Origin of the sequence: Mesorhizobium xinjiangense, from assembly GCF_009749525.1 — a bacterium.
GTDB classification, from domain to species: domain Bacteria; phylum Pseudomonadota; class Alphaproteobacteria; order Rhizobiales; family Rhizobiaceae; genus Mangrovimarina; species Mangrovimarina xinjiangensis.
The window spans coordinates 42,985-61,740 of sequence record NZ_WOAC01000020.1 but is presented as its reverse complement, the minus strand read 5'-3'; the positions used below and the strand labels follow the sequence as shown (position 1 = coordinate 61,740).

The following is an 18,756-nucleotide window of genomic DNA, read 5'->3' as shown; positions in this document are numbered from 1 at the left end:
CTCGGGCAGCCGCTTTTTTCCCGCCGGCCGAAGCGCAGTCCGTTCGGGAAAAATTGGAGAGCGCCATGGCGACCCGACAAACCCGCACTCTCGCCCGCCTCATGATGGCTCCGGCCGTGGTGCTGCTGCTCGTGTGGATGATCGTCCCGCTGAGCATGACGCTGTGGTATTCCTTCGAGAACTACAATCTGCTCAACCCGGCCAACCGCAGCTTCGCCGGTCTGCTGAACTACCAGTTTTTCTACACCGATCCGGCCTTCTGGCAATCCATCGCCAACACGCTGATCCTGGTCGTCGGCGTCCTTCTGATTACCGTGATCGGCGGCATCCTGCTTGCAATCCTGCTCAACCAGCCGATCTTCGGCCAGGGCATCGTGCGCATCCTGGTCATCTCGCCCTTCTTCGTCATGCCGCCGGTGGCCGCCCTGGTCTGGAAGAACATGATCATGCATCCGGGCTACGGCGTCGCTGCCGATATCGCCCGGTTCGTGGGCGTCGAACCGGTCGACTGGTTCGCCCAGTATCCCCTCTTGTCGATCGTCATCATCGTCGCCTGGCAATGGCTGCCCTTTGCCACGCTCATTCTTCTGACGGCGCTGCAATCGCTCGACAGCGAACAGGAGGAAGCGGCCGAGATGGACGGCGCCAATGTCGTGCAGCGCTTCTGGCACCTGACATTGCCGCATCTGGCGCGCGCCATCACCGTCGTCATCCTGATCCAGACGATCTTCCTGCTCGCCGTCTATGCCGAGATCCTGGTGACGACCAATGGCGGTCCGGGCTATGCCTCGACCAATCTGGCCTTTCTCATCTATCGCACGGCGCTGCTTTCCTACGATGTCGGGGGAGCGTCTGCCGGCGGTGTCATCGCGGTCATCCTGGCCAACATCCTGGCGCTCTTCCTGATGCGCGCTGTCGGCCGCAATCTCGATTGACAGGAGCCCTGCATCATGGCCCGCACAGTTTCCACCAGGCACAAGGCGATCGCGACGGTCGCGGCATGGTTCATCGCCTTGCTGATCTTCTTCCCGATCCTCTACACCGTCGTCACTTCCTTCAAGACGGAGCCCGAAGCCATTGCCGGGATCAGCCTCATCCCGTCCGGCACCTTCGAGAACTATGTCGAGGTTCAAGCGCAGCGCGACTATTTCAAGCCGTTCATGAACTCGGTGATCGTTTCGCTGGGCTCGACGCTCATTGCGCTTGTCATCGCCGTCCCGGCCGCCTGGTCGATGGCCTTTTCGCCGACCAAGCGCACCAAGGACATCCTGATGTGGATGCTGTCGACGAAGATGCTGCCCGCCGTCGGCGTGCTGGTGCCGATCTATCTGATCTTCCGCGACACCGGCCTGCTCGACACCAGGCTCGGCCTGACCGTCGTCCTGACCCTCGTCAACCTGCCAATCGTGGTGTGGATGCTCTACACCTATTTCCGCGAGATCCCGGGCGAGATCCTGGAAGCGGCGCGCATGGACGGCGCTTCGCTGATGAACGAGATCATCCATGTGCTGACCCCGATGGCACTGCCCGGCATCGCCTCGACAATGCTGTTGAACATCATCCTGGCGTGGAACGAATCCTTCTGGACGATCCGGCTGACGGCGGCGCAGGCCGCCCCGCTCACCGCCTTCATCGCCTCCTTTTCCAGCCCGCAGGGCCTGTTCTGGGCGAAGCTCTCGGCCGCCTCGACACTGGCGATCGCGCCGATCCTGATCATGGGCTGGTTCTCGCAGCGCCAACTGGTGCGCGGGCTGACTTTCGGCGCGGTGAAGTGATGGGGGCGGCGGTTCCCTCCCCCTTGAGGGGAGGGTGGCGAGCGAAGCGAGCCGGGTGGGGTCCCGGCGGCCGAGCACTACATCAACCACCCCACCCGGCCAACCGCCTCCGGCTGTTGGCCGCCCTCCTCTCAAGGGGGAGGGAAAAATGGAGGGAAGCATGGGCCAGATAACGCTGTCGAAAGTCGCCAAATCCTTCGGCACGACAAATGTCATCCCCGAGATCGACCTCGAAATCGAGGACGGGGAGTTCGTCGTCTTCGTCGGCCCGTCGGGTTGCGGCAAGTCGACCCTGTTGCGGCTGATCGCCGGGCTCGAGGATGTGACGGCCGGCGCCATCTCGATCGACGGGCGGGACGTGACAAGCGAAGCGCCGGCCAGACGCGGCCTGGCGATGGTCTTCCAGTCCTATGCGCTTTATCCGCATATGAGCGTCTACAAGAACATCGCCTTTCCGCTGAAGATGGCCGGAGAGGACAAGAACGCCATCGACGGCAAGGTCCGTGCCGCCGCCGAAACGCTCAACTTGACGGACTATCTCGACCGGCGCCCCGGCCAGCTTTCCGGCGGCCAGCGCCAGCGTGTCGCCATCGGCCGCGCCATCGTGCGCCAGCCCGGCGCCTTCCTGTTCGACGAGCCCTTGTCCAATCTCGACGCCGCCCTGCGCGGCACGATGCGGCTCGAGATCAGCGAACTGCACCAGAAGCTCGCCACCACGATGATCTATGTCACCCATGACCAGGTGGAAGCCATGACCATGGCCGACAAGATCGTGGTCTTGAATGCCGGGCGCATCGAGCAGGTCGGCACGCCGCTGGAGCTCTACCGCAGCCCGAACAATCTCTTCGTCGCCGGCTTCATCGGCTCGCCGCGCATGAATTTTGTCGAGGGCGACGAAGCCGCCAAGCTCGACGGCAAGACGGTCGGCATCAGGCCCGAACACCTGCAGCTGTCGAAATCCGAGGGCACCTGGAAGGGCACCGTCGGCGTTGCCGAGCATCTCGGCTCCGACACGCTGCTGCACGTGCATGTCGACGGGATCGGCCAGGTCACCGCACGCGCCGACGGCGAATTCGCCCTGCGTCACGGCGAGCCGGTCTACCTGACGCCCGATCCCTCCAAGATCCACCGCTTCGACAAGGACGGGCAGACCATCAAATGACAAGACTTGCCGGCAAGACCGCATTGATCACGGGCGCGGCGCGCGGTATCGGCCGCGCCTTCGCCGAAGCCTATATCCGCGAAGGCGCCGGAGTGGCCATCGGCGACATCAACCTGGAAGCGGCTGAACAATGCGCCGCCGAAATCGGCGCGGCGGCCTTCGCCGTGCCGCTCGACGTGACCGACCAGCAATCGATCGACTCGGCAGTGAGGGCTGTCGAGGGCAAGGCGGGCGGAATCGACATCCTGATCAACAATGCCGCCCTGTTCGACCTGGCGCCGATCGTCGACATCACGCGCGACAGCTACGACCGGCTGTTCGCCGTCAACGTCTCGGGCACCATCTTCACCACGCAGGCCGTTGCCCGGTCCATGATCGCGCGCGGCAAGGGCGGGCGCATCATCAACATGGCGAGCCAGGCGGGGCGCCGCGGCGAGGCGCTGGTGGCGATCTACTGCGCCACCAAGGCCGCCGTCGTCAGCTTCACCCAGTCGGCCGGGCTCGATCTCATCCGCCATGGCATCAACGTCAACGCGATCGCGCCCGGCGTGGTCGACGGCGAGCACTGGGACCATGTGGACTCGCTGTTTGCCCAGTATGAGAACCGCCCGCTCGGGGAAAAGAAGAGGCTGGTCGGCGAGGCGGTCCCCTATGGCCGGATGGGCCGGGCGGAGGACCTGACCGGCATGGCCGTCTTCCTGGCCAGCGCCGAGGCCGAATACATCGTCGCCCAGACCTACAATGTCGACGGCGGAAACTGGATGAACTGATGACCGTCAAGAAACTCTCCCTCGCCAATCTCGACCAGCTCGCGCCCGACGTCGCCCGCCCACGCAATCGCCGCGCGGATCTCTCGCCGGGCATCCTTCATTTCGGCATCGGCAATTTCCACCGGGCGCACCAGGCCCTCTATCTCGACGATCTGATGAATGACGGCCTCGACCATGACTGGGCGATCGTCGGCGCCGGTGTGCTGCCGGCCGACAACGCCATGCGCGAGGCGCTGGCGGGTCAGGACTGGCTGACCAGCGTCGTCGAGCAGGACGCCGAGAAGGTCACGGCGCGCGTCACTGGCGTCATGATCGACTATCTGCGGCCCGAAGATCGGGCGACCATCGTCGCGCGGTTGGCCGATCCGGCAATCCGCATCGTCTCGATGACCATCACCGAGGGCGGCTATTTCATCGATGCGACGACCGGGACATTCAATCCCGGGCATCCGCAGATCGCGGCCGACGCCGCGAAGCCGGACGATCCGAAGACGGTTTTCGGGCTCATTCTGGCCGGCCTGAAGACGCGACGCGACGCGGGCATCCCGCCCTTCACGGTCATGTCCTGCGACAACATCCCCGGCAACGGCCACGTCACAGCCGACGCGGTCGTCGGCCTCGCCGAACTGAGCGACCCTGATTTGGCGACATGGGTGCGCGGCAACGTCTCCTTCCCCAATTCGATGGTCGACCGCATCACGCCGGCAACCTCGGCGCGCGAGCGTGCCCATCTGGCCGAAACATTCGGCATCGAGGACGCCTGGCCGGTCTATTGCGAGCCGTTCCGCCAATGGGTGATGGAAGACGACTTTCCAACCGGCCGGCCCGCATTCGAGAAGGCCGGCGTCACCTTCGTCGACGATGTCGCGCCTTACGAGCTGATGAAGATCAGGATCCTCAATGGCGGCCACGCAGCCATCGCCTATCCGGCCGCGCTCATGGACGTTCATTTCGTCCATGAGGCGATGGCCGAACCGCTGATCCGCGATTTCCTGTCGAAGCTTGAAGAAGAGGAAATCATTCCGGTCGTGCCGCCCGTACCGGGCGTCGATCTCAAGGCCTATTTCGCCCAGATCGAAGACCGCTTCTCCAATCCGAAGGTGGGCGACACGATCGCCCGGCTCTGCCAGGACGGGTCCAACCGGCAGCCGAAATTCATCCTGCCCTCGACCGCCGACCGACTGAACGAAGGCGCGGACATCACCGGCCTGTCGCTCGTTTCGGCGCTCTGGTGCCGCTTTTGCGCCGGGACCACCGACAGCGGCCGGCCGACCGACTACAACGATGCCGCCGCCGGCCGGCTCAAGGAGGCCGCACTGGCCGCACGGAACGATCCGGACGCCTTTCTCGGCCTTCATGACATTTTCGGCGAGGTCAGCCGATCCGACCGATTTGCGCAAGCCTTTTCCAGCCATCTCGACAAGCTCTGGAAAAACGGCACGCGCGACACCCTGGCAGGCTACATAGGCGGCAAAGCGGGCTAAAAGCATTGCCGCGACAACGAAGTATCGATCCGGACAGGCAACAGGACATTTTGGGTGAACGCGAATTCGACAGGCCGGGCCGGACCCAAACTCGTCATCTTCGACTGCGACGGCGTGCTGGTCGACAGCGAACCGATCTCGATTGCCGTGCTGCGCGACGTCATCGCCGAAGCGGGCGGCCCGATCGATGAGGCGACCGCCTATGACCGCTTTCTCGGCCGCTCCATGGCCTCGACCTGCGAGATCCTGCGCGGCGATTTCGGCATCGACATCACCGACGCGCATCTGGAATTCATGCGCGACGAATTGAACCGCCGCTTCGAAGCCGAACTGCAGCCGATTCCGGGCATTCGCCAAACGCTGACGACGCTTGCCTGCGCGCGTTGCGTGGCCTCCTCCAGCAAGCCGGAACGCATCCGCACTTCGCTGCGCGTGACGGGGCTGCTGGAACTTCTCGAGCCGCACATATACAGTGCCACCATGGTCGAGCGCGGCAAGCCGGCCCCGGATCTGTTCATCCACACCGCGCGCGAGATGGGCGTGGCGCCAACCGACTGCCTCGTGATAGAGGACAGTCCCGCGGGCGTGACCGCCGCACGTGCGGCGGGCATGCGCGTCTTCGGCTTTACGGGAGGATCACACGCCGTGCCCGGATCTTTGAAGGCAGCCCTGGCTCCGCTCGGCGCGGAAACCATCTTCGACGACATGGCGCAACTGCCCTCGCTGGTCGCAGGCACCGAGCCGGCAGCCCCGGCCGTCTGATGCGCCGATATGTCTGCGCCGTGGACGTAGGGACCGGCAGTGCGCGCGCCGGCATCTTCGACGGCAGCGGCAGCCTTCTGGCGCGCGCCGATCACCCGATCGCGATGAACCGGCCGCAGGCCGACCATGCCGAGCACGATTCCGAAGACATCTGGGCGGCGGTTTCGAGCGCCGTCCGGGCGGCTTTGAGCCAAGCAAAAGTCGCACCGGAATCCGTTTCGGGCATCGCCTTCGACGCCACCTGCTCACTGGTCTTCCGCCGCGCGGACGGGGAGCAGCTGAGCGTATCGCCCAGCGGCGAGGCACGCTGGGACACGATCGCCTGGCTCGACCACCGCGCGCTCGGCGAAGCCGACGAATGCACGGCAACGGGCCATGCCCTGCTTCGCTTCGCAGGCGGTGCGATGTCACCCGAAAAGCAGACGCCGAAGCTGATGTGGATCAAGCGCAACCTGCCCGCCACATGGGCGGCGGCGGGACGCATTTTCGATCTGGCCGACTTCCTGTCTGCGCGCGCCACCGGCTCGAATTCCCGTTCTCAAGGCACGCTGACCTGCAAATGGGCCTATCTGGCGCATGAAGAGCAGAGCTGGCAGGCGGATTTCCTTGCGGGCGTGGGGCTGGCCGATCTGCCGGAGCGCGGCGGCCTGCCAGAAAAGGGCGTGCCGATCGGCACCGATCTCGGGCCGCTCACGCCACAGGCCGCGCGCGATCTCGGCCTGACGACCGATTGCAAGGTCGGGGCCGGGCTGATCGACGCCTATGCCGGCGCGCTCGGCGTGCTTGGCGGCTATGCGAACGATCTCGACACGATTGACCGCCACCTGGCGCTGATCGCTGGAACGTCGAGCTGCGTCATGGCAATCTCGCGCGAATACCGGCCCTTTCCCGGCGGTTGGGGCCCCTATTTGGGCGCCGCCCTACCCGATTGCTGGATCGGCGAGGGCGGGCAATCGGCCACCGGCGCGCTGCTCGATCACATCGTCCGTCAGCACGTGGCAGGCGGCGACCCCACCCCGACAATGCACCGGCGCATTGCCGAACGGGTCTACGCCCTGCGCGAGACGGAAGGGCCGGACCTCGCGTCGCGCCTGCACATCCTGCCCGATTTCCACGGCAACCGCTCGCCGCTCGCCGACCCGCATGCAACAGGCGTGATTTCGGGCCTGACGCTCGACAATTCCTTTGACGGGTTGTGCCGGCTCTATTGGCGCACCACCGTCGCCGTCGTGCTGGGTGTGCGCCACATTCTCGAAACGCTCAATGCCGAAGGTCATGGCATCGACACGCTGCACGTGACCGGCGGCCACACGCGCAATCCGCTCCTGATGGAACTTTATGCCGATGCGACCGGGATTGCCGTCATCGAGCCGACGACGGACGAAGCGGTGTTGCTCGGCACCGCCATGGTGGCGGCGACGGCGGCGGGCTTGCATGGCGACCTCGTCTCGGCCTGCACGGCGATGCAGCAGGGCGGCACCGAGCGGCGCCCGTCACCCGAGGCCAGCCTACGGTTCGACCGGGACTATGAGATCTTCCTGAAGATGCACGAGCAGCGCCGCGAACTGGAGGCGATGCTCGCAACGTGAAAAGGCGGCGTCGCCCCGGGAAGTGGGACCGTCAATCCCGCCAGGATGTATCTTCGGCATCCAGCGTCGACTTGAGATGGTCGAAGTGCCGCGCCGCCATGCCGCGATAGCCCGCCCAGCCGTCGGCGGTCGCCTGCGCCACCTCATCCGACAGCACCGCAAGCGGTTGCCCGGTCGACAGGGCGAGCACCATGGTCTGGGCAGCCTTTTCGAAGAAATAGAGGTCCTCGAAGGCATCGGCCACGGTTTCGCCGGCAATCGAGACTCCGTGATTGCCCATGACCAAAGCGGTCTTGCCCCTGATCGCCTCGGCGAGCCGCTTGCCTTCGGTTTCGTCGTCGGAGATGCCGCCGAAATCCAGGTCATAGCCGACGCGACCGAAGAAGCGCGCGGTGTTGTTGTCGAGCGGCTTGAGCCTCGGATCCTTCAGACAGGCCAGCGCGACGGCATAAGGCGAATGGCAATGCAGGATCACCTTCGCCTCCGGCAGCATGCGATGCATGGTTCCGTGAATGGCCCAGGCCGATGGATCCGGCGCCTCGGGACGATCCATCACGCCGGGATCCTCCGCATCAAGCAGCAGGAGGTCGCTCGCCCGGATGGTGGCGAAATGCTGCCAGCGCGGGTTGAGCAGGAATTTCCGCCCATCTTCGGATACCGCCGCGCTGAAATGGTTGCCGACGGATTCGCTCCACCCGAAGCGGTGGCACAGACGGAAGGCCGCGGCGAGGTCCTGGCGCAACCGCCGCAGTTCCTGGGTTTCGGCGCTCTCTTGCAACATGGTCACCCCTTGAACCGGCCCTCGGACACGAGCGCGCGATAGGTCGAGCGCATCTCGGCCCGGTCGACATAGCAGCCGCGCAGATAGCGCGAGCCGCTCGTTGCCGAATAGGCGGCGCGGCCATGCACGATGCGGTGGTTGTCGAAGGTAATGCACTCACCCGCCTTGAGCAAAAAGCGCATGACGTAGCGCTGTTCCTGCAGCATCCTGCCGAAACGGCAGAAGGCCGGGTAGTAATCGTCGAGCAGCGTCTGCGGCAGGTCGAACATGTCGGCCATGTGCTGGCTGATCGTCAGCCCGGAAACCGCACCATGCTCGTCGAGTTCGATGACCCGCTGGCGCGAGCGCATGTCGTAGGTGTCATGCTCGCAGTAAAACGGAATGTCGATCTGCGACAACAGGCGGAAGCCTTCCGGATCGCGCTCGCGGAAGTTGTTGGCAACCGCCACGCCGTCGGCAAACAGGCTGCCGCCGCCTTCCACCGTGTTCGCCCGGCAATGCAGGAACTGCACGCCAGGTGCCACCTCTTCGGCCGGCGTGTCGGTGTGCAGTTCGAGCGCCTTGGCCGTATAGGCAAGGTTCGTCGGCTTGATATGCGTGCGCACGTCGAAATATTCGCCGAAGAAGGTCGGACGTACCTGGCCCATGAGATGGGCCGTCTCGGTCAGTGCCTCGTCGCTGTCCGGCATGTCGGTCAGGATCGCCACGCCCTCTCTCAGCATCGCCTCGATCCAGTCGGCGACCTTGCGCTTGTCGGCCATGAGCTCGCGCTGCGAAAACCGTGCGATATCGGGGTAGTGGTCGCCATACCAGGCCTTGCGCGGCAGATCCGCCGGATCCGGACGCCGCTTGGCGTCGGCAAAGGCGGCAAGCAGCGACATCGGATAGGGCGAAACATGATCCTCGCCCTGCCAGCGGATCACCAGCGTGTCGCCTTCCACCTCGGCCGTTTCCGCCTTCGGCGGCTCGTCGAGATGGAAAATGTCGAAGGTGCGCTCGCGCGTCGCACTGTCGAAGGATGTCGGAGAATTGTCGCGCAGCCAGTAATAGTTGAAATAGCCTTCGCGGCCATCGGGAAGCGTCACCCGAAGCCCCTTGTCGGAGAGGCGCACGGGCACCGTCGCGATCTGCATGTCGTTCATGGCTGGTCCCTAAGTCAAAGCCCTTGATTAAGATTCGATCGGAGACTGCCCCTTGCCGTACAACGAAAAAAGGCCATTATTGATAATCTCAAATTAAGCCCTGGATTAAGTTTTGGACCGACTTCCTCCGCTCCGCCTCCTCACGACATTCGACATGGTCGCCCGGCTGGGATCCATGCGCGAAGCGGCAAGCCGCCTGAACGTGACCCAGCCCGCCGTCACGCAGGCGCTCAAGGCGCTGGAAGACCATGTGGGGGCGCCGCTCCTGGATCGGAGCACGCGGCCGGCGGGGCTGACGGAGGCGGGCCGGCAGCTGGCGCGCGCCACGCACGACGGCATCGACCTCATCGCCACGACGATCGAGGACATCCGCTTCCAGGCGGGGGTGTCCGACCAGGCGCTGACGGTCGCCTGCACGCTCGGCATGGCCACTTACTGGCTGATGCCGCGCCTGCCGGATTTCTATGCCGAGCAGCCCGGCGCCATCGTCAACGTCCAGGCACCGCCCACCGATCTGCCGGCCATCCTGCCCGGGATAGACATCGCGCTGCGCTATGGCAGCGGGAACTGGAGCGACGGCGAAACGGTCAAGCTGTTCGAGGAAATCGTCTGCCCGGTCGGTCGGCCAGCCCTGATCGAGCGTATCCTGGCGCAGGGCGGCGGCCTCGACACCGCGCCGCTCATCCATGTGCGCGGGCCGGCGGACGGGCATTGGGCCGGATGGCGGGAATATTTCAAGGCGTGCGGGCGCAGCCGGCCGGCCGGACGCGGCGAGACCTTCGACAACTATGTTCAGGCGGTTCAGGCCACGCTTGACGGGCGCGGCCTCATGCTGGGCTGGCGCTCGATCACCGCGACCCTGGTCTCGGAAGGCAATCTGGCTCCCTGGCCGGACGGCGAAATCGACATCGGCACCGGCTATTTCGCCACCCTGTCGCCGCGCCGTTCGAGCGCCCTGGCAGAAACGTTTCTGGCCTGGCTCGCGCGCACGGTGGAGGCTGAGCGTTGAGGCGATTGACGGGCATGCCGCCTCATGCTGTAGACGTCCGGAACTGACAGGCGTTGCCGGCACATCAACTGGCTCGAACTCGAAGGCATAGAATCTTGACGGATATTTTCTCCACCCACAATCTCCACCCAGAGGCGGTGGAGATACTGAAAGGGCTGGGACGCCTGCGCTTTGCCTCCGCGCCCGATCCAGACACCTTGCTGAAGGAAGGGCGCGACGCCGATATCCTGATCGTCAGGGCGCCGCTGCCGCCGGCGCTCTTCGACGGGCCGACGAAACTGCGTGCGGCCATACGCCATGGCGCGGGGCTCGACATGGTGCCGATGGATGCCGCCAACAGGGCCGGTGTGCTCGTGGCGAATACGCCCGGGGTCAATGCGGCCACCGTCGCCGAATATGTCTTCTTCGCCGCGATGGCGCTTCTGCGCCGTTTTCGCATGGTCGAGCGGGACCTGCGCACCGAGGGCTGGACGACCGCCCGGCGCCAGACCGACCATGCACGCGATCTCGGCGATCTCACCCTGGGCGTCGTCGGTTTCGGCAATATCGGCCAACGGGTCTGCGAAATCGGGCGGCAGGGCTTCGGCCTCGACGTCCTCGTCCACTCGCGCAGCCGGCGCGAAGCCCCGGCCGGCACGCGCTTCGTGGAGCTCGACGAAATCGCCGCCGAGGCCGACATTCTCGTACTCTGCTGCCCGCTGGCCGAAGAAACGCGCGGACTGGTGAATGCATCGCTGCTCGCGCGGATGAAGCCGGACGCGATCATCATCAACATTGCCCGCGGGGCGGTCATCGACGACGCAGCAATGATCGCGGCGCTCCGTGACGGCCGTATTGGCGGTGCAGCGCTGGATGTCTTTGCCCAGCAGCCACTGCCAGCCGACCATCCCTATCTCACCTTCGACAATGTGATCGTCACCCCGCACATGGCCGGCATTACCGAAGGCAGCATGCGACGCATGGGCGTGGGCGCGGCCGAGGAGGCCGAGCGCGTGCTTTCCGGCCGCCTGCCGCTCAATTTCTGTAATCCCGAAGTACTCGACGCCTATCTCGAACGGTTTCCGGACACTGAGACCTGAGTGGTCTCCGACGCGGCCGCGAGGTCGCTCGCTCCAGCATGAAGCAAACGCGCGCTCGAACATGTCCCGCTCAAACGGAATCGTTTGAGCGAAAGGTACATGTTCCAGTATATTGATCCGGCGCGCATATCTTTGCTTCAAACGTTTCCGTTTGAAGCAAAGATATGCGCGCTAGCGATCGACGAAAACGCCGGGATTGTCGTCGCAGAAGGCCTCCAGTTCGCGCATCACCGCATCGATATGGGCGACCATTGCCTGTCGGGCGGCCACGGCGTCGCCCTGTTCGAGCGCGGCGACGATCGCGCAATGCTCCTGATAGGTCACGGCATGGCGGCGCGGCGAACCGAGCAGCCGGCGCACGCGGTCCAGCGCCAGCCTGGCCTTTTCGACCGTGGCGCGCACCCGCTCATAGCCGATGGCGCTCACCAGCGTGTCGTGAAAAGCCAGGTCAAGTTGGTAGAAGCCCTGCCTGTCCTCGGCGTCGACGGCCGCCTTCTGGTAGCGCAGATTGCGCCGCAATTCGGCCAGCAGCGCCTCGTCGTGCCTAAGCGCGATAAGCGCCACGGTCTCCGCCTCCAGCGCCCGGCGCAGAAACATGTTTTCCTGGACATCGGCGACGCGAATGAGCGAAACGGTCGACCCGCTTTGCGGCTTGATATCGACCAATCCCTCCGCCTTCAGGCGATTGAGGGCTTCGGCGACGGGAAAGCGCGACACGCCAAAGCGCGCCGTCAGTTCGGACTTGTCAAGCATGGTGCCCGGCGCCATCTCCAGGGTCACGATGGCCTCGCGCAACGCATCCACGATGCGTTCCGTTGCCCCGCCCGCAAGACGCGGGGCCCGTTCCGTTTTCCCGGCTTCGCCCATTGCTGCCATGCTAACATGTCAGCTGAAACCGGACAAGCAACCCGCCGGTCCGACCGGACAGGCGGCCTCGATCAGAAGCGCACGACCAGCCCCAGGATGGGGCCCTGCTCGACGACATCGAAGACATAGCCGTCGTCGCTGTAGTCGACGCCCAGCGCCCGATAGCCGAGGACCGCCGAAAAACGGTCGTTGAAGCGATAGCCGAGCGCCCCCGCCACGTCCCAGTCGATGTCGGCGCCGCCGGCACCGACATATCCCCATCCCGTAAGATAGAGATTGTCGTTGATGGCGTAGTTGCCGCGCAGGCCGACCACGGCGTCGGCCCAGGTTGCGCTATCGCTGCGCGAAATTCCGTCGAGAATACCCCCGTGGAACGATATATCCGTCTTTGCCGACCAGATCTTGACGCCGCCGACCAGTTCGAGGCGCCCCGAGGGACCATCGGCAACCGCATATCCGGCACCGAGCAGGCCGGAAAATGTCTCCGCGGTCACGCCGACGCTATCGGCCAACACACCCCTTGGCGTTCCATTGGAGGCCGAGATCTTCGTGTAGATCACATCGGCGAAAAGGCTGTAGCGGTCGTAGCGCGCCTCGCCGGTCGCCATGGCGGCAAAATCAAGATTGTCCCAGATATTGCTGAAATCCGCATCGATACCGACCGTCGGCAGGCCGAAGGATCCGACATCCCCGGAAAGACCGGCCGCCCAGAAATAGGGCGCGACCGAAAAGGTCCACCCATCCTCGGTCTCGATCTGCTCGAGCGTTGGCGTGACCGGCGAATAGATGTCGGCAGCCCGGACGCTGTCGGCCAAAACGATGCTCCCGAGACAGGCCAGGCCTGCAGCGGCGATCTTCATGATTCGTCTCCCGTCCCCTTCACTGTCCGAAGAACCAAGCGTTCAACGGAGCTGGTCTAACGACAGAGGGAGGATAAACCGAATCGCGGCAGACTTCAGCAACTACATTTCCACTGTCGATTGCCGCATGACGACGTAGCAAGCGCAGAAGCGCCCCCAGGGCCGCCGCTCCTCCCTATTCGAACATTCCCTTCGGCGTCTCCTCCTTCAGGAATGGCTCGACAAAGGCGTGCAGCTGCGCCGGCTGATTGATGACCGCGGTGTGCGACGTCGCCGGCAAGACGGCGAGACGGGATTCGGGCAACGGCTCGCCCATGTCGCCCATGACGCCGCCGCCCAGCAGCCGGAACAGCGCGACCGAATGTTCCAGCGTCGCCACGTCGGCATCGCCGGTGACGATCAGCACAGGAGTTTGCAGCGCGCGGACATCCGCTTCCCAGGCCATCGGTTCATGCTCGAGCGCGATCAGTTTTTCGACCAGCGCGGGAAAGCCCTCCGGATCGGCCGCCAGTTCGCGGTATTCCTCGGCAAAGGGCATGTCGAGAAACATCTCGACCGTCATCTGCGGAACGAATTCCTTGAATGCAGGCTGCCAGCCTTCGAAATCATAGGCAACGGAGGCCGCTGCCAGCCTGTTCACCTTGTCCGGATGCCGGATGGCGACCTGCAGCCCGGCGGCCGCACCCATAGAATAGCCGAACAGGTCGGCCTTCCCGATACCAACCGCATCCATGAATTGAGCCACGTCGTCAGCCAGGTTCGGATAGGTGATCGGCCGGTCGATGTCGGTCGTGCGGCCATGCCCCTGGAACTCCAGAGCGTAGACCTTGTGGCTCTTGGCAAGCATGGGGATGATCGGTCCCATGGACGGGATATTCATATAGGCGCCATGCAGGACGATCAGCGGATCGCCCTCACCGGAAACCTCGTAATACATCTGCATGCCGTTGACTTCGACACGCTCTCCCGTCGGCTCAGCCCCGGCCGGAAGCGATGCGGTGACGAACAAGGCTGCGGCAATGAGGGTTTTGCGGAACATTCTCTCTCTCCTTCGATCTGGTCCGTTGTCGCTGAAGATAAGACGCATGCCATCGGCCGTTCCCGACACCGTCTGGTCAAACATCGACGCCGGCACGAACAGCTGGCGGGCCTGAGCGTTCCTTCACGACCGTGCGGAGCCCCGACCCTCACCGAATATTACGGGCTTGCGCGCGGCTACATTTGATCTTGCTCTCGCCGATGATCACCGTATGATCACTGCGAGGAGACTTTTGGGAGAGAGTGGGGATATGCATAACGAACGGCGCCTGGGGCAATGGAGTTGCGTCTGCCGGGAACGTCAGGAACGCACTGGCGGGCGCAATCCGGTGCTGAGGATCGTACTGGCGGTTGTGGCGCTTGCGATCATCACCGTGCCGCTTGCCAAGCTGCTGCCGTCGCTGATTGGCTAGCGCGCGTTCGCTTCAAACGGAAACGTTTGAAGCAAAGATATGCGCGCCAGATCAATATGTTGCCGCGATCGCGCTTCTATCCGGCATGACCGAGACTCGGACGAAGACCCGGCGGGCCGGCAATGTAGCTGCCTGAAGCCAGAAGCCGCATGTCCGTGCGCCGGTAACGCCGCGCATGAAATCGCGCCGCCGCGATGACGGCAAAAGCGACGAAGAACATCAGTCCCGGATCGGGTGTGCCGCTTATGAGCGATCCCGAGACGATCCCGGCCAGCGCATAATTGCGCACGCTCGCAACGATCGCGGCCGTTTCGGAGGGAACCCAGGCCGACAGACGCCCCAATCCGCGCGCGATATAGGCCAGCAGGATCGCCATCAACAAGGCACCGATCACGCCAAGCTGCGATATCACAGCAATCAGCCAGCTCGAGGCGCGCGAGGACCCAATGCCGATGCCCAATCCGCTTGTGTCGACAAAGGACTGCAGGCTCTTCACGTTCCAGTAGGTCCGCTCCTGGCCCGATGTCGAGCTTGCCTTGTTGAGAACCATTTCATCGAGCAGCTTGACGAAAGGAGAGAAGAACTCCGGACTGCGGATGACAATGGCCATGACGGCGACGATCCCGAGGCACAAGAGGATCACGATCAGTAGATCCTCGAACATGATCCGCCCTTGCAGAAAGGATTTGGAGATCGAAAACCCGACCGGCACGCACAGGATGGCCAGTCCCACATAGGCCGTGGATGACGTCGACAACACCGTCAGCATCAAGATGACAATTGCCAGCCATTTGGCGAGGTCTGAATTCGTCCTGCGCCAGTAGGTATAGACAAATGCCAGGCAGGCCAGGGAGCGAGCGCCGAAGGCAGATGCCTCCGAATATGCCCCCGCGATACGATAAAAGCCGCCCTCGACCGCCTCGGTGAGCATCGCATAGCTGGCCGTGCGGATAGGCTCGAGCACGTCGCCTGCTCCGGCCAGCTTCCCGAGGAGATCGATCATCCCCATTCCGGCGTGGAGAATGCACATGACGAACATCCCGGTCCGGATGTGCCGGATGCTGCCGCGGTTCATCAGAAGAATGCACAGGGCAATCGCAGTCAGTCCGCCGAGCACGAAATAACCGGTCTGCGTGATGTTGCCGCCAACCGGGACGAGCGAGGTCTCGACGACTCCACCTCTCGTCTTGCCCTGCACGAAAACGGTCGTCTGACCGGCAAAAAAACGCGGCAGGAGCCATGACCCGACGATAGCGTAGGCCATCAAGGTGGTCAGGAGCCAGATCGGCCGCATGCTGCCGAATACGACACCGAGGTCGCTCCATATCTGCCGACGCAGGACGACGACCGTTATGAGCAGGGCAGAGAACAACGTGTAGATCAGTGGCGACGAACCGCCCAGACCCGTCAGTGCGACGAGGGCCGTCGAACCGAACGCCACCGACGCCAGCAGGCCGACGATCAGCACGCTCCTGCAGTAATGAGCGGTCAGCAGGATCACCGCGCAAACCACGAAGCCAATGGGTGATATCTGCACTGGCCGCCCGCCTCCTTGGCCGGTTGTCAGGCAACTGTTCGGTGCGATCGTCCGTCCGGCAAGTCGGACATTCGGCGTAACCTCGCCTTTGGGGACTATCGCGGCTAGCCCCTTTGCCGGTGTCCGGTCGATGACCACCCACCTCGTCCGGGCACCGGATCAACTGGAGTCATGAACCGGGGCTCCGTTCCCTCGCCCGGCCGCGGATGTATGGTCAATTTAGTGAGCGGGGAGCGCCATTGGATGGGACGGCAAGCGACCGGACCTGGAAACGCTCATGACCCGACAAGGACAGGGGACCGGTGGACGTCGGATCGGTTCTGTCGACTCCCTGAGATGCTTTGCAATGACTGCCGTGGTTGCCCAGCACTGCGGTCTGTTGCCCTTCGGTTGGGCAGGCGTTTGGCTGTTCTTCGTGATATCGGGTTATGTGGTCACCGGATCCGTCATCGCGAAGCCGCAGACCGACAGCCCGGCCAGAAGGCTGAAATCATTCTTCAGCCGCAGGACCAGACGGATCGTCCCCGTCTACTATGCCTATGTCCTGGCCGGCGTGGCTCTGGCCATTGCATCGGGCGCCACGCTCGAGGCGTACGACGTCGCCTCTCTTCTGGGCTTCTTTCACAACGTAGCCATGGGCGCGGGGCGCGGCACGCTGGCAGACTGGCCGGTGGGACATCTGTGGACGATATCCGTCGAAATGCAGTTCTATCTCGTCTTCGGAATCTGCCTCATTCTTTTGCCGCGACGCTGGCTGATCGCACTCCTCTTCGTCGTACTCCTGGCGACACCCGTGGCGCGATGGGTGATCTCCCTCAGACTGGCCGAAGCCGGACTGGGCGATGAAGCCAGCGCATTCATCCTCTATTCGGGCGCGTTCCTGCATACGGACATCTTCGCCGCCGGCGCGCTCTTGGCCTTTGCCGACAGGCACGGATTTCTGGACCGCATCGCGCGCCCCTTGGCCTGTGCGGGAATGGCGGCGCTGATCGCATATTGCGCCTTCTACGTGTGGATCAATTTCACCATGCACCACGCGGACGGGATGGATGCATTTCGCAATATCGTTTCCGGCGTCCTTTGGGGGCAATATCGCGAAGTGTTCGTCTACAGCGCCTTGGGCGCCGCCGCCACTGGGCTGGTCGCCCTTGCCGCGACCAATGACCCGCTGACGGATCGGCTGCTCAGACACCGGCTGTTGCAACGGATCGGCGAGACATCATACGGCGCCTATATCTTTCACGCGCTGGCTATCGTCGTCGGCGTCGAGCTGCTTTCGGTCGTGTTTGAGCCAGGCGAGCACTCCTTGGCCGATCGCTTGCTGCTGTTTGCCGTCTCATATGCCGTCACCGTGGCCGCCGCCGAGCTTTCTTATCGTCACTTTGAAAGCAGGTTCACACGGAAACGGCCCGCCTCCACGATCCACCGCCCCGCGCTGGCAGCCGAGTGAGTGCGCATAGAGCGCAAGCACAACGATCTCCCGACTGGGCGGCTGGTTGCAGCCGGCCTGCCGTCTTCCAACCGGATCGTCGTGACGGTGATTCGCACGGCCTGAAACGACCGCATTGTGTCCATTCCGGCGCGGTCGTTTGCTCGTCCGCGCGAACAAAGCGAGACCGATCACCCGCGCATTTCTTATGCCGTCGATTTTCCACAGATGAATGTCGTTCCAGCCCCGCTCCTGCCACGCGGATTAACCAATCGTTAACCATCCTTCGCTTAGACCGAAGCAACGGAAAATTAACGAAGATGACCAAAGACCTAACCGACACCCGCCCCATTCGACTCAAGGGCCGCTCCTTCATGGCGCTGGTCCTGACGCCGGAACCGCCTTTTGCCGATTGGCTGGCTCGCCTCGACGATCTTGCCGCCCGATCGGCGGGCTTTTTCCTGCGTCGCCCGGTCGTGCTCGACATCGACGGATTGCGCATCGACCGCGCGCAGTTGAAGGAATTGATCGACGAACTCGCCGGCCGCAATGTGCGCATCATGGGCGTAGAGGGCGCGCGCTCGTCGCTGCTTGGCGCCGACATGCCGCCGGCCATGCAGGGCGGCCGGCCCGCTTCCGATATCGATGCCGCGGAAGAAGCGCCTGCCAGCGAGGCCCAACGGCCCGCCCCGTCCCCCGCTCCCGCCGATCCGCCCTCTCCCAACGTTACGGCCTCGATCATCATCAAGGAGCCCGTTCGCTCGGGCCAGTCGGTGATCTTTCCCGAGGGTGACGTGACCGTCGTCGGCTCGGTCGCATCGGGGGCGGAAATCGTCGCCGGCGGCTCGATCCACGTCTACGGAACACTGCGCGGCCGGGCCCTGGCGGGCTCCGTCGGCAACAGCTCGGCGCGCATCTTCTGTCGTAAGCTCGAAGCCGAACTGCTCGCGATCGACGGCCTCTACAAGACCGCCGAGGACCTGGCGCCGCAACTTCGCGGGCAGGCCGTGCAGCTCTGGCTGGAAGGCGACGCAATCAAGGCGGAAACACTCAATTGAG

At 63.9% G+C, this 18,756-nt stretch carries 18 protein-coding genes; 12 read left to right on the top strand and 6 right to left on the bottom strand.

Features of this window, described 5'->3' with window-relative positions:
- Positions 1–65 precede the first annotated feature (65 nt).
- The 7 genes from GM909_RS19655 to GM909_RS19625 all read left to right on the top strand — a co-directional run bounded on the left by GM909_RS19655 (position 66) and on the right by GM909_RS19625 (position 7,542).
- A complete protein-coding gene (locus tag GM909_RS19655; protein WP_157018916.1) occupies positions 66–935 on the top strand; it encodes a carbohydrate ABC transporter permease in 870 nt (289 codons plus the stop codon).
- A 15-nt stretch (positions 936–950) separates the two neighbouring features.
- Complete coding sequence (locus tag GM909_RS19650; RefSeq protein ID WP_157018915.1) at positions 951–1,775, top strand: carbohydrate ABC transporter permease; 825 nt, start codon at positions 951–953, stop codon at positions 1,773–1,775.
- A 160-nt stretch (positions 1,776–1,935) separates the two neighbouring features.
- Entirely contained in the window at positions 1,936–2,937 is a 1,002-nt protein-coding gene (locus GM909_RS19645; protein WP_157018914.1) for an ABC transporter ATP-binding protein, read from the top strand.
- The gene (locus tag GM909_RS19640; RefSeq protein ID WP_157018913.1) at positions 2,934–3,707 is read left to right on the top strand and encodes an L-iditol 2-dehydrogenase; all 774 of its coding nucleotides are present in this window, start codon (positions 2,934–2,936) and stop codon (positions 3,705–3,707) included. Before GM909_RS19645 ends, GM909_RS19640 begins: the two co-directional genes overlap by 4 nt.
- Positions 3,707–5,191 (top strand): mannitol dehydrogenase family protein, encoded by a 1,485-nt coding sequence (locus GM909_RS19635; protein ID WP_157018912.1) that lies wholly within the window; start codon positions 3,707–3,709, stop codon positions 5,189–5,191. Before GM909_RS19640 ends, GM909_RS19635 begins: the two co-directional genes overlap by 1 nt.
- A 54-nt stretch (positions 5,192–5,245) precedes the next feature.
- Positions 5,246–5,953: an HAD family hydrolase gene (locus GM909_RS19630; RefSeq protein ID WP_157018911.1), complete on the top strand. Its 708-nt coding sequence runs from the start codon at positions 5,246–5,248 to the stop codon at positions 5,951–5,953.
- Positions 5,953–7,542: an FGGY-family carbohydrate kinase gene (locus GM909_RS19625; protein ID WP_157018910.1), complete on the top strand. Its 1,590-nt coding sequence runs from the start codon at positions 5,953–5,955 to the stop codon at positions 7,540–7,542. The genes GM909_RS19630 and GM909_RS19625 overlap by 1 nt, the downstream gene beginning before the upstream one ends.
- A gap of 31 nt (positions 7,543–7,573) precedes the next feature.
- Here GM909_RS19625 and GM909_RS19620 read toward each other — a convergent pair whose 3' ends face one another.
- Together GM909_RS19620 and GM909_RS19615 are read right to left on the bottom strand one after the other, a co-directional pair.
- Complete coding sequence (locus GM909_RS19620) at positions 7,574–8,323, bottom strand: class II aldolase/adducin family protein (protein ID WP_157018909.1); 750 nt, start codon at positions 8,321–8,323, stop codon at positions 7,574–7,576.
- Positions 8,324–8,325: 2 nt separating this feature from the next.
- The gene (locus GM909_RS19615) at positions 8,326–9,465 is read right to left on the bottom strand and encodes a TauD/TfdA family dioxygenase (protein WP_157018908.1); all 1,140 of its coding nucleotides are present in this window, start codon (positions 9,463–9,465) and stop codon (positions 8,326–8,328) included.
- Between the two features lie 112 nt (positions 9,466–9,577).
- Here GM909_RS19615 and GM909_RS19610 point away from each other — a divergent pair, with 112 nt between their 5' ends.
- Both GM909_RS19610 and GM909_RS19605 read left to right on the top strand, forming a co-directional pair.
- Positions 9,578–10,474, top strand: coding sequence for a LysR family transcriptional regulator (locus tag GM909_RS19610; protein ID WP_157018907.1), 897 nt, complete (start codon positions 9,578–9,580; stop codon positions 10,472–10,474).
- 95 nt (positions 10,475–10,569) lie between these two features.
- Positions 10,570–11,553 carry an NAD(P)-dependent oxidoreductase gene (locus GM909_RS19605; protein ID WP_157018906.1) on the top strand — a complete coding sequence of 328 codons (984 nt, stop codon included), beginning with the start codon at positions 10,570–10,572 and terminating at the stop codon, positions 11,551–11,553.
- A 171-nt stretch (positions 11,554–11,724) separates the two neighbouring features.
- Here the strand turns inward: GM909_RS19605 and GM909_RS19600 are convergent, their stop codons facing one another.
- The 3 genes from GM909_RS19600 to GM909_RS19590 form a co-directional block, all read right to left on the bottom strand.
- A complete protein-coding gene (locus GM909_RS19600; protein WP_235911982.1) occupies positions 11,725–12,420 on the bottom strand; it encodes a GntR family transcriptional regulator in 696 nt (231 codons plus the stop codon).
- 71 nt (positions 12,421–12,491) lie between these two features.
- Entirely contained in the window at positions 12,492–13,280 is a 789-nt protein-coding gene (locus GM909_RS19595) for a DUF481 domain-containing protein (protein WP_157018904.1), read from the bottom strand.
- A 175-nt stretch (positions 13,281–13,455) separates the two neighbouring features.
- Positions 13,456–14,319, bottom strand: coding sequence for an alpha/beta fold hydrolase (locus tag GM909_RS19590; RefSeq protein WP_157018903.1), 864 nt, complete (start codon positions 14,317–14,319; stop codon positions 13,456–13,458).
- Positions 14,320–14,569: 250 nt separating this feature from the next.
- On the opposite strand from GM909_RS19590, the gene GM909_RS19585 reads away from it, so the two are divergent.
- Positions 14,570–14,731, top strand: a complete 162-nt coding sequence (locus GM909_RS19585; RefSeq protein WP_157018902.1) for a hypothetical protein — start codon at positions 14,570–14,572, stop codon at positions 14,729–14,731.
- Positions 14,732–14,807: 76 nt separating this feature from the next.
- On the opposite strand, the gene GM909_RS19580 is transcribed toward GM909_RS19585, so the two are convergent.
- Complete coding sequence (locus GM909_RS19580) at positions 14,808–16,268, bottom strand: hypothetical protein (protein ID WP_198174320.1); 1,461 nt, start codon at positions 16,266–16,268, stop codon at positions 14,808–14,810.
- A 277-nt stretch (positions 16,269–16,545) separates the two neighbouring features.
- Here GM909_RS19580 and GM909_RS19575 point away from each other — a divergent pair, with 277 nt between their 5' ends.
- Complete coding sequence (locus GM909_RS19575) at positions 16,546–17,718, top strand: acyltransferase family protein (protein ID WP_157018901.1); 1,173 nt, start codon at positions 16,546–16,548, stop codon at positions 17,716–17,718.
- 299 nt (positions 17,719–18,017) lie between these two features.
- Positions 18,018–18,755 (top strand): septum site-determining protein MinC, encoded by a 738-nt coding sequence (gene minC, locus GM909_RS19570; RefSeq protein ID WP_157018900.1) that lies wholly within the window; start codon positions 18,018–18,020, stop codon positions 18,753–18,755.
- Position 18,756: the final 1 nt, after the last annotated feature.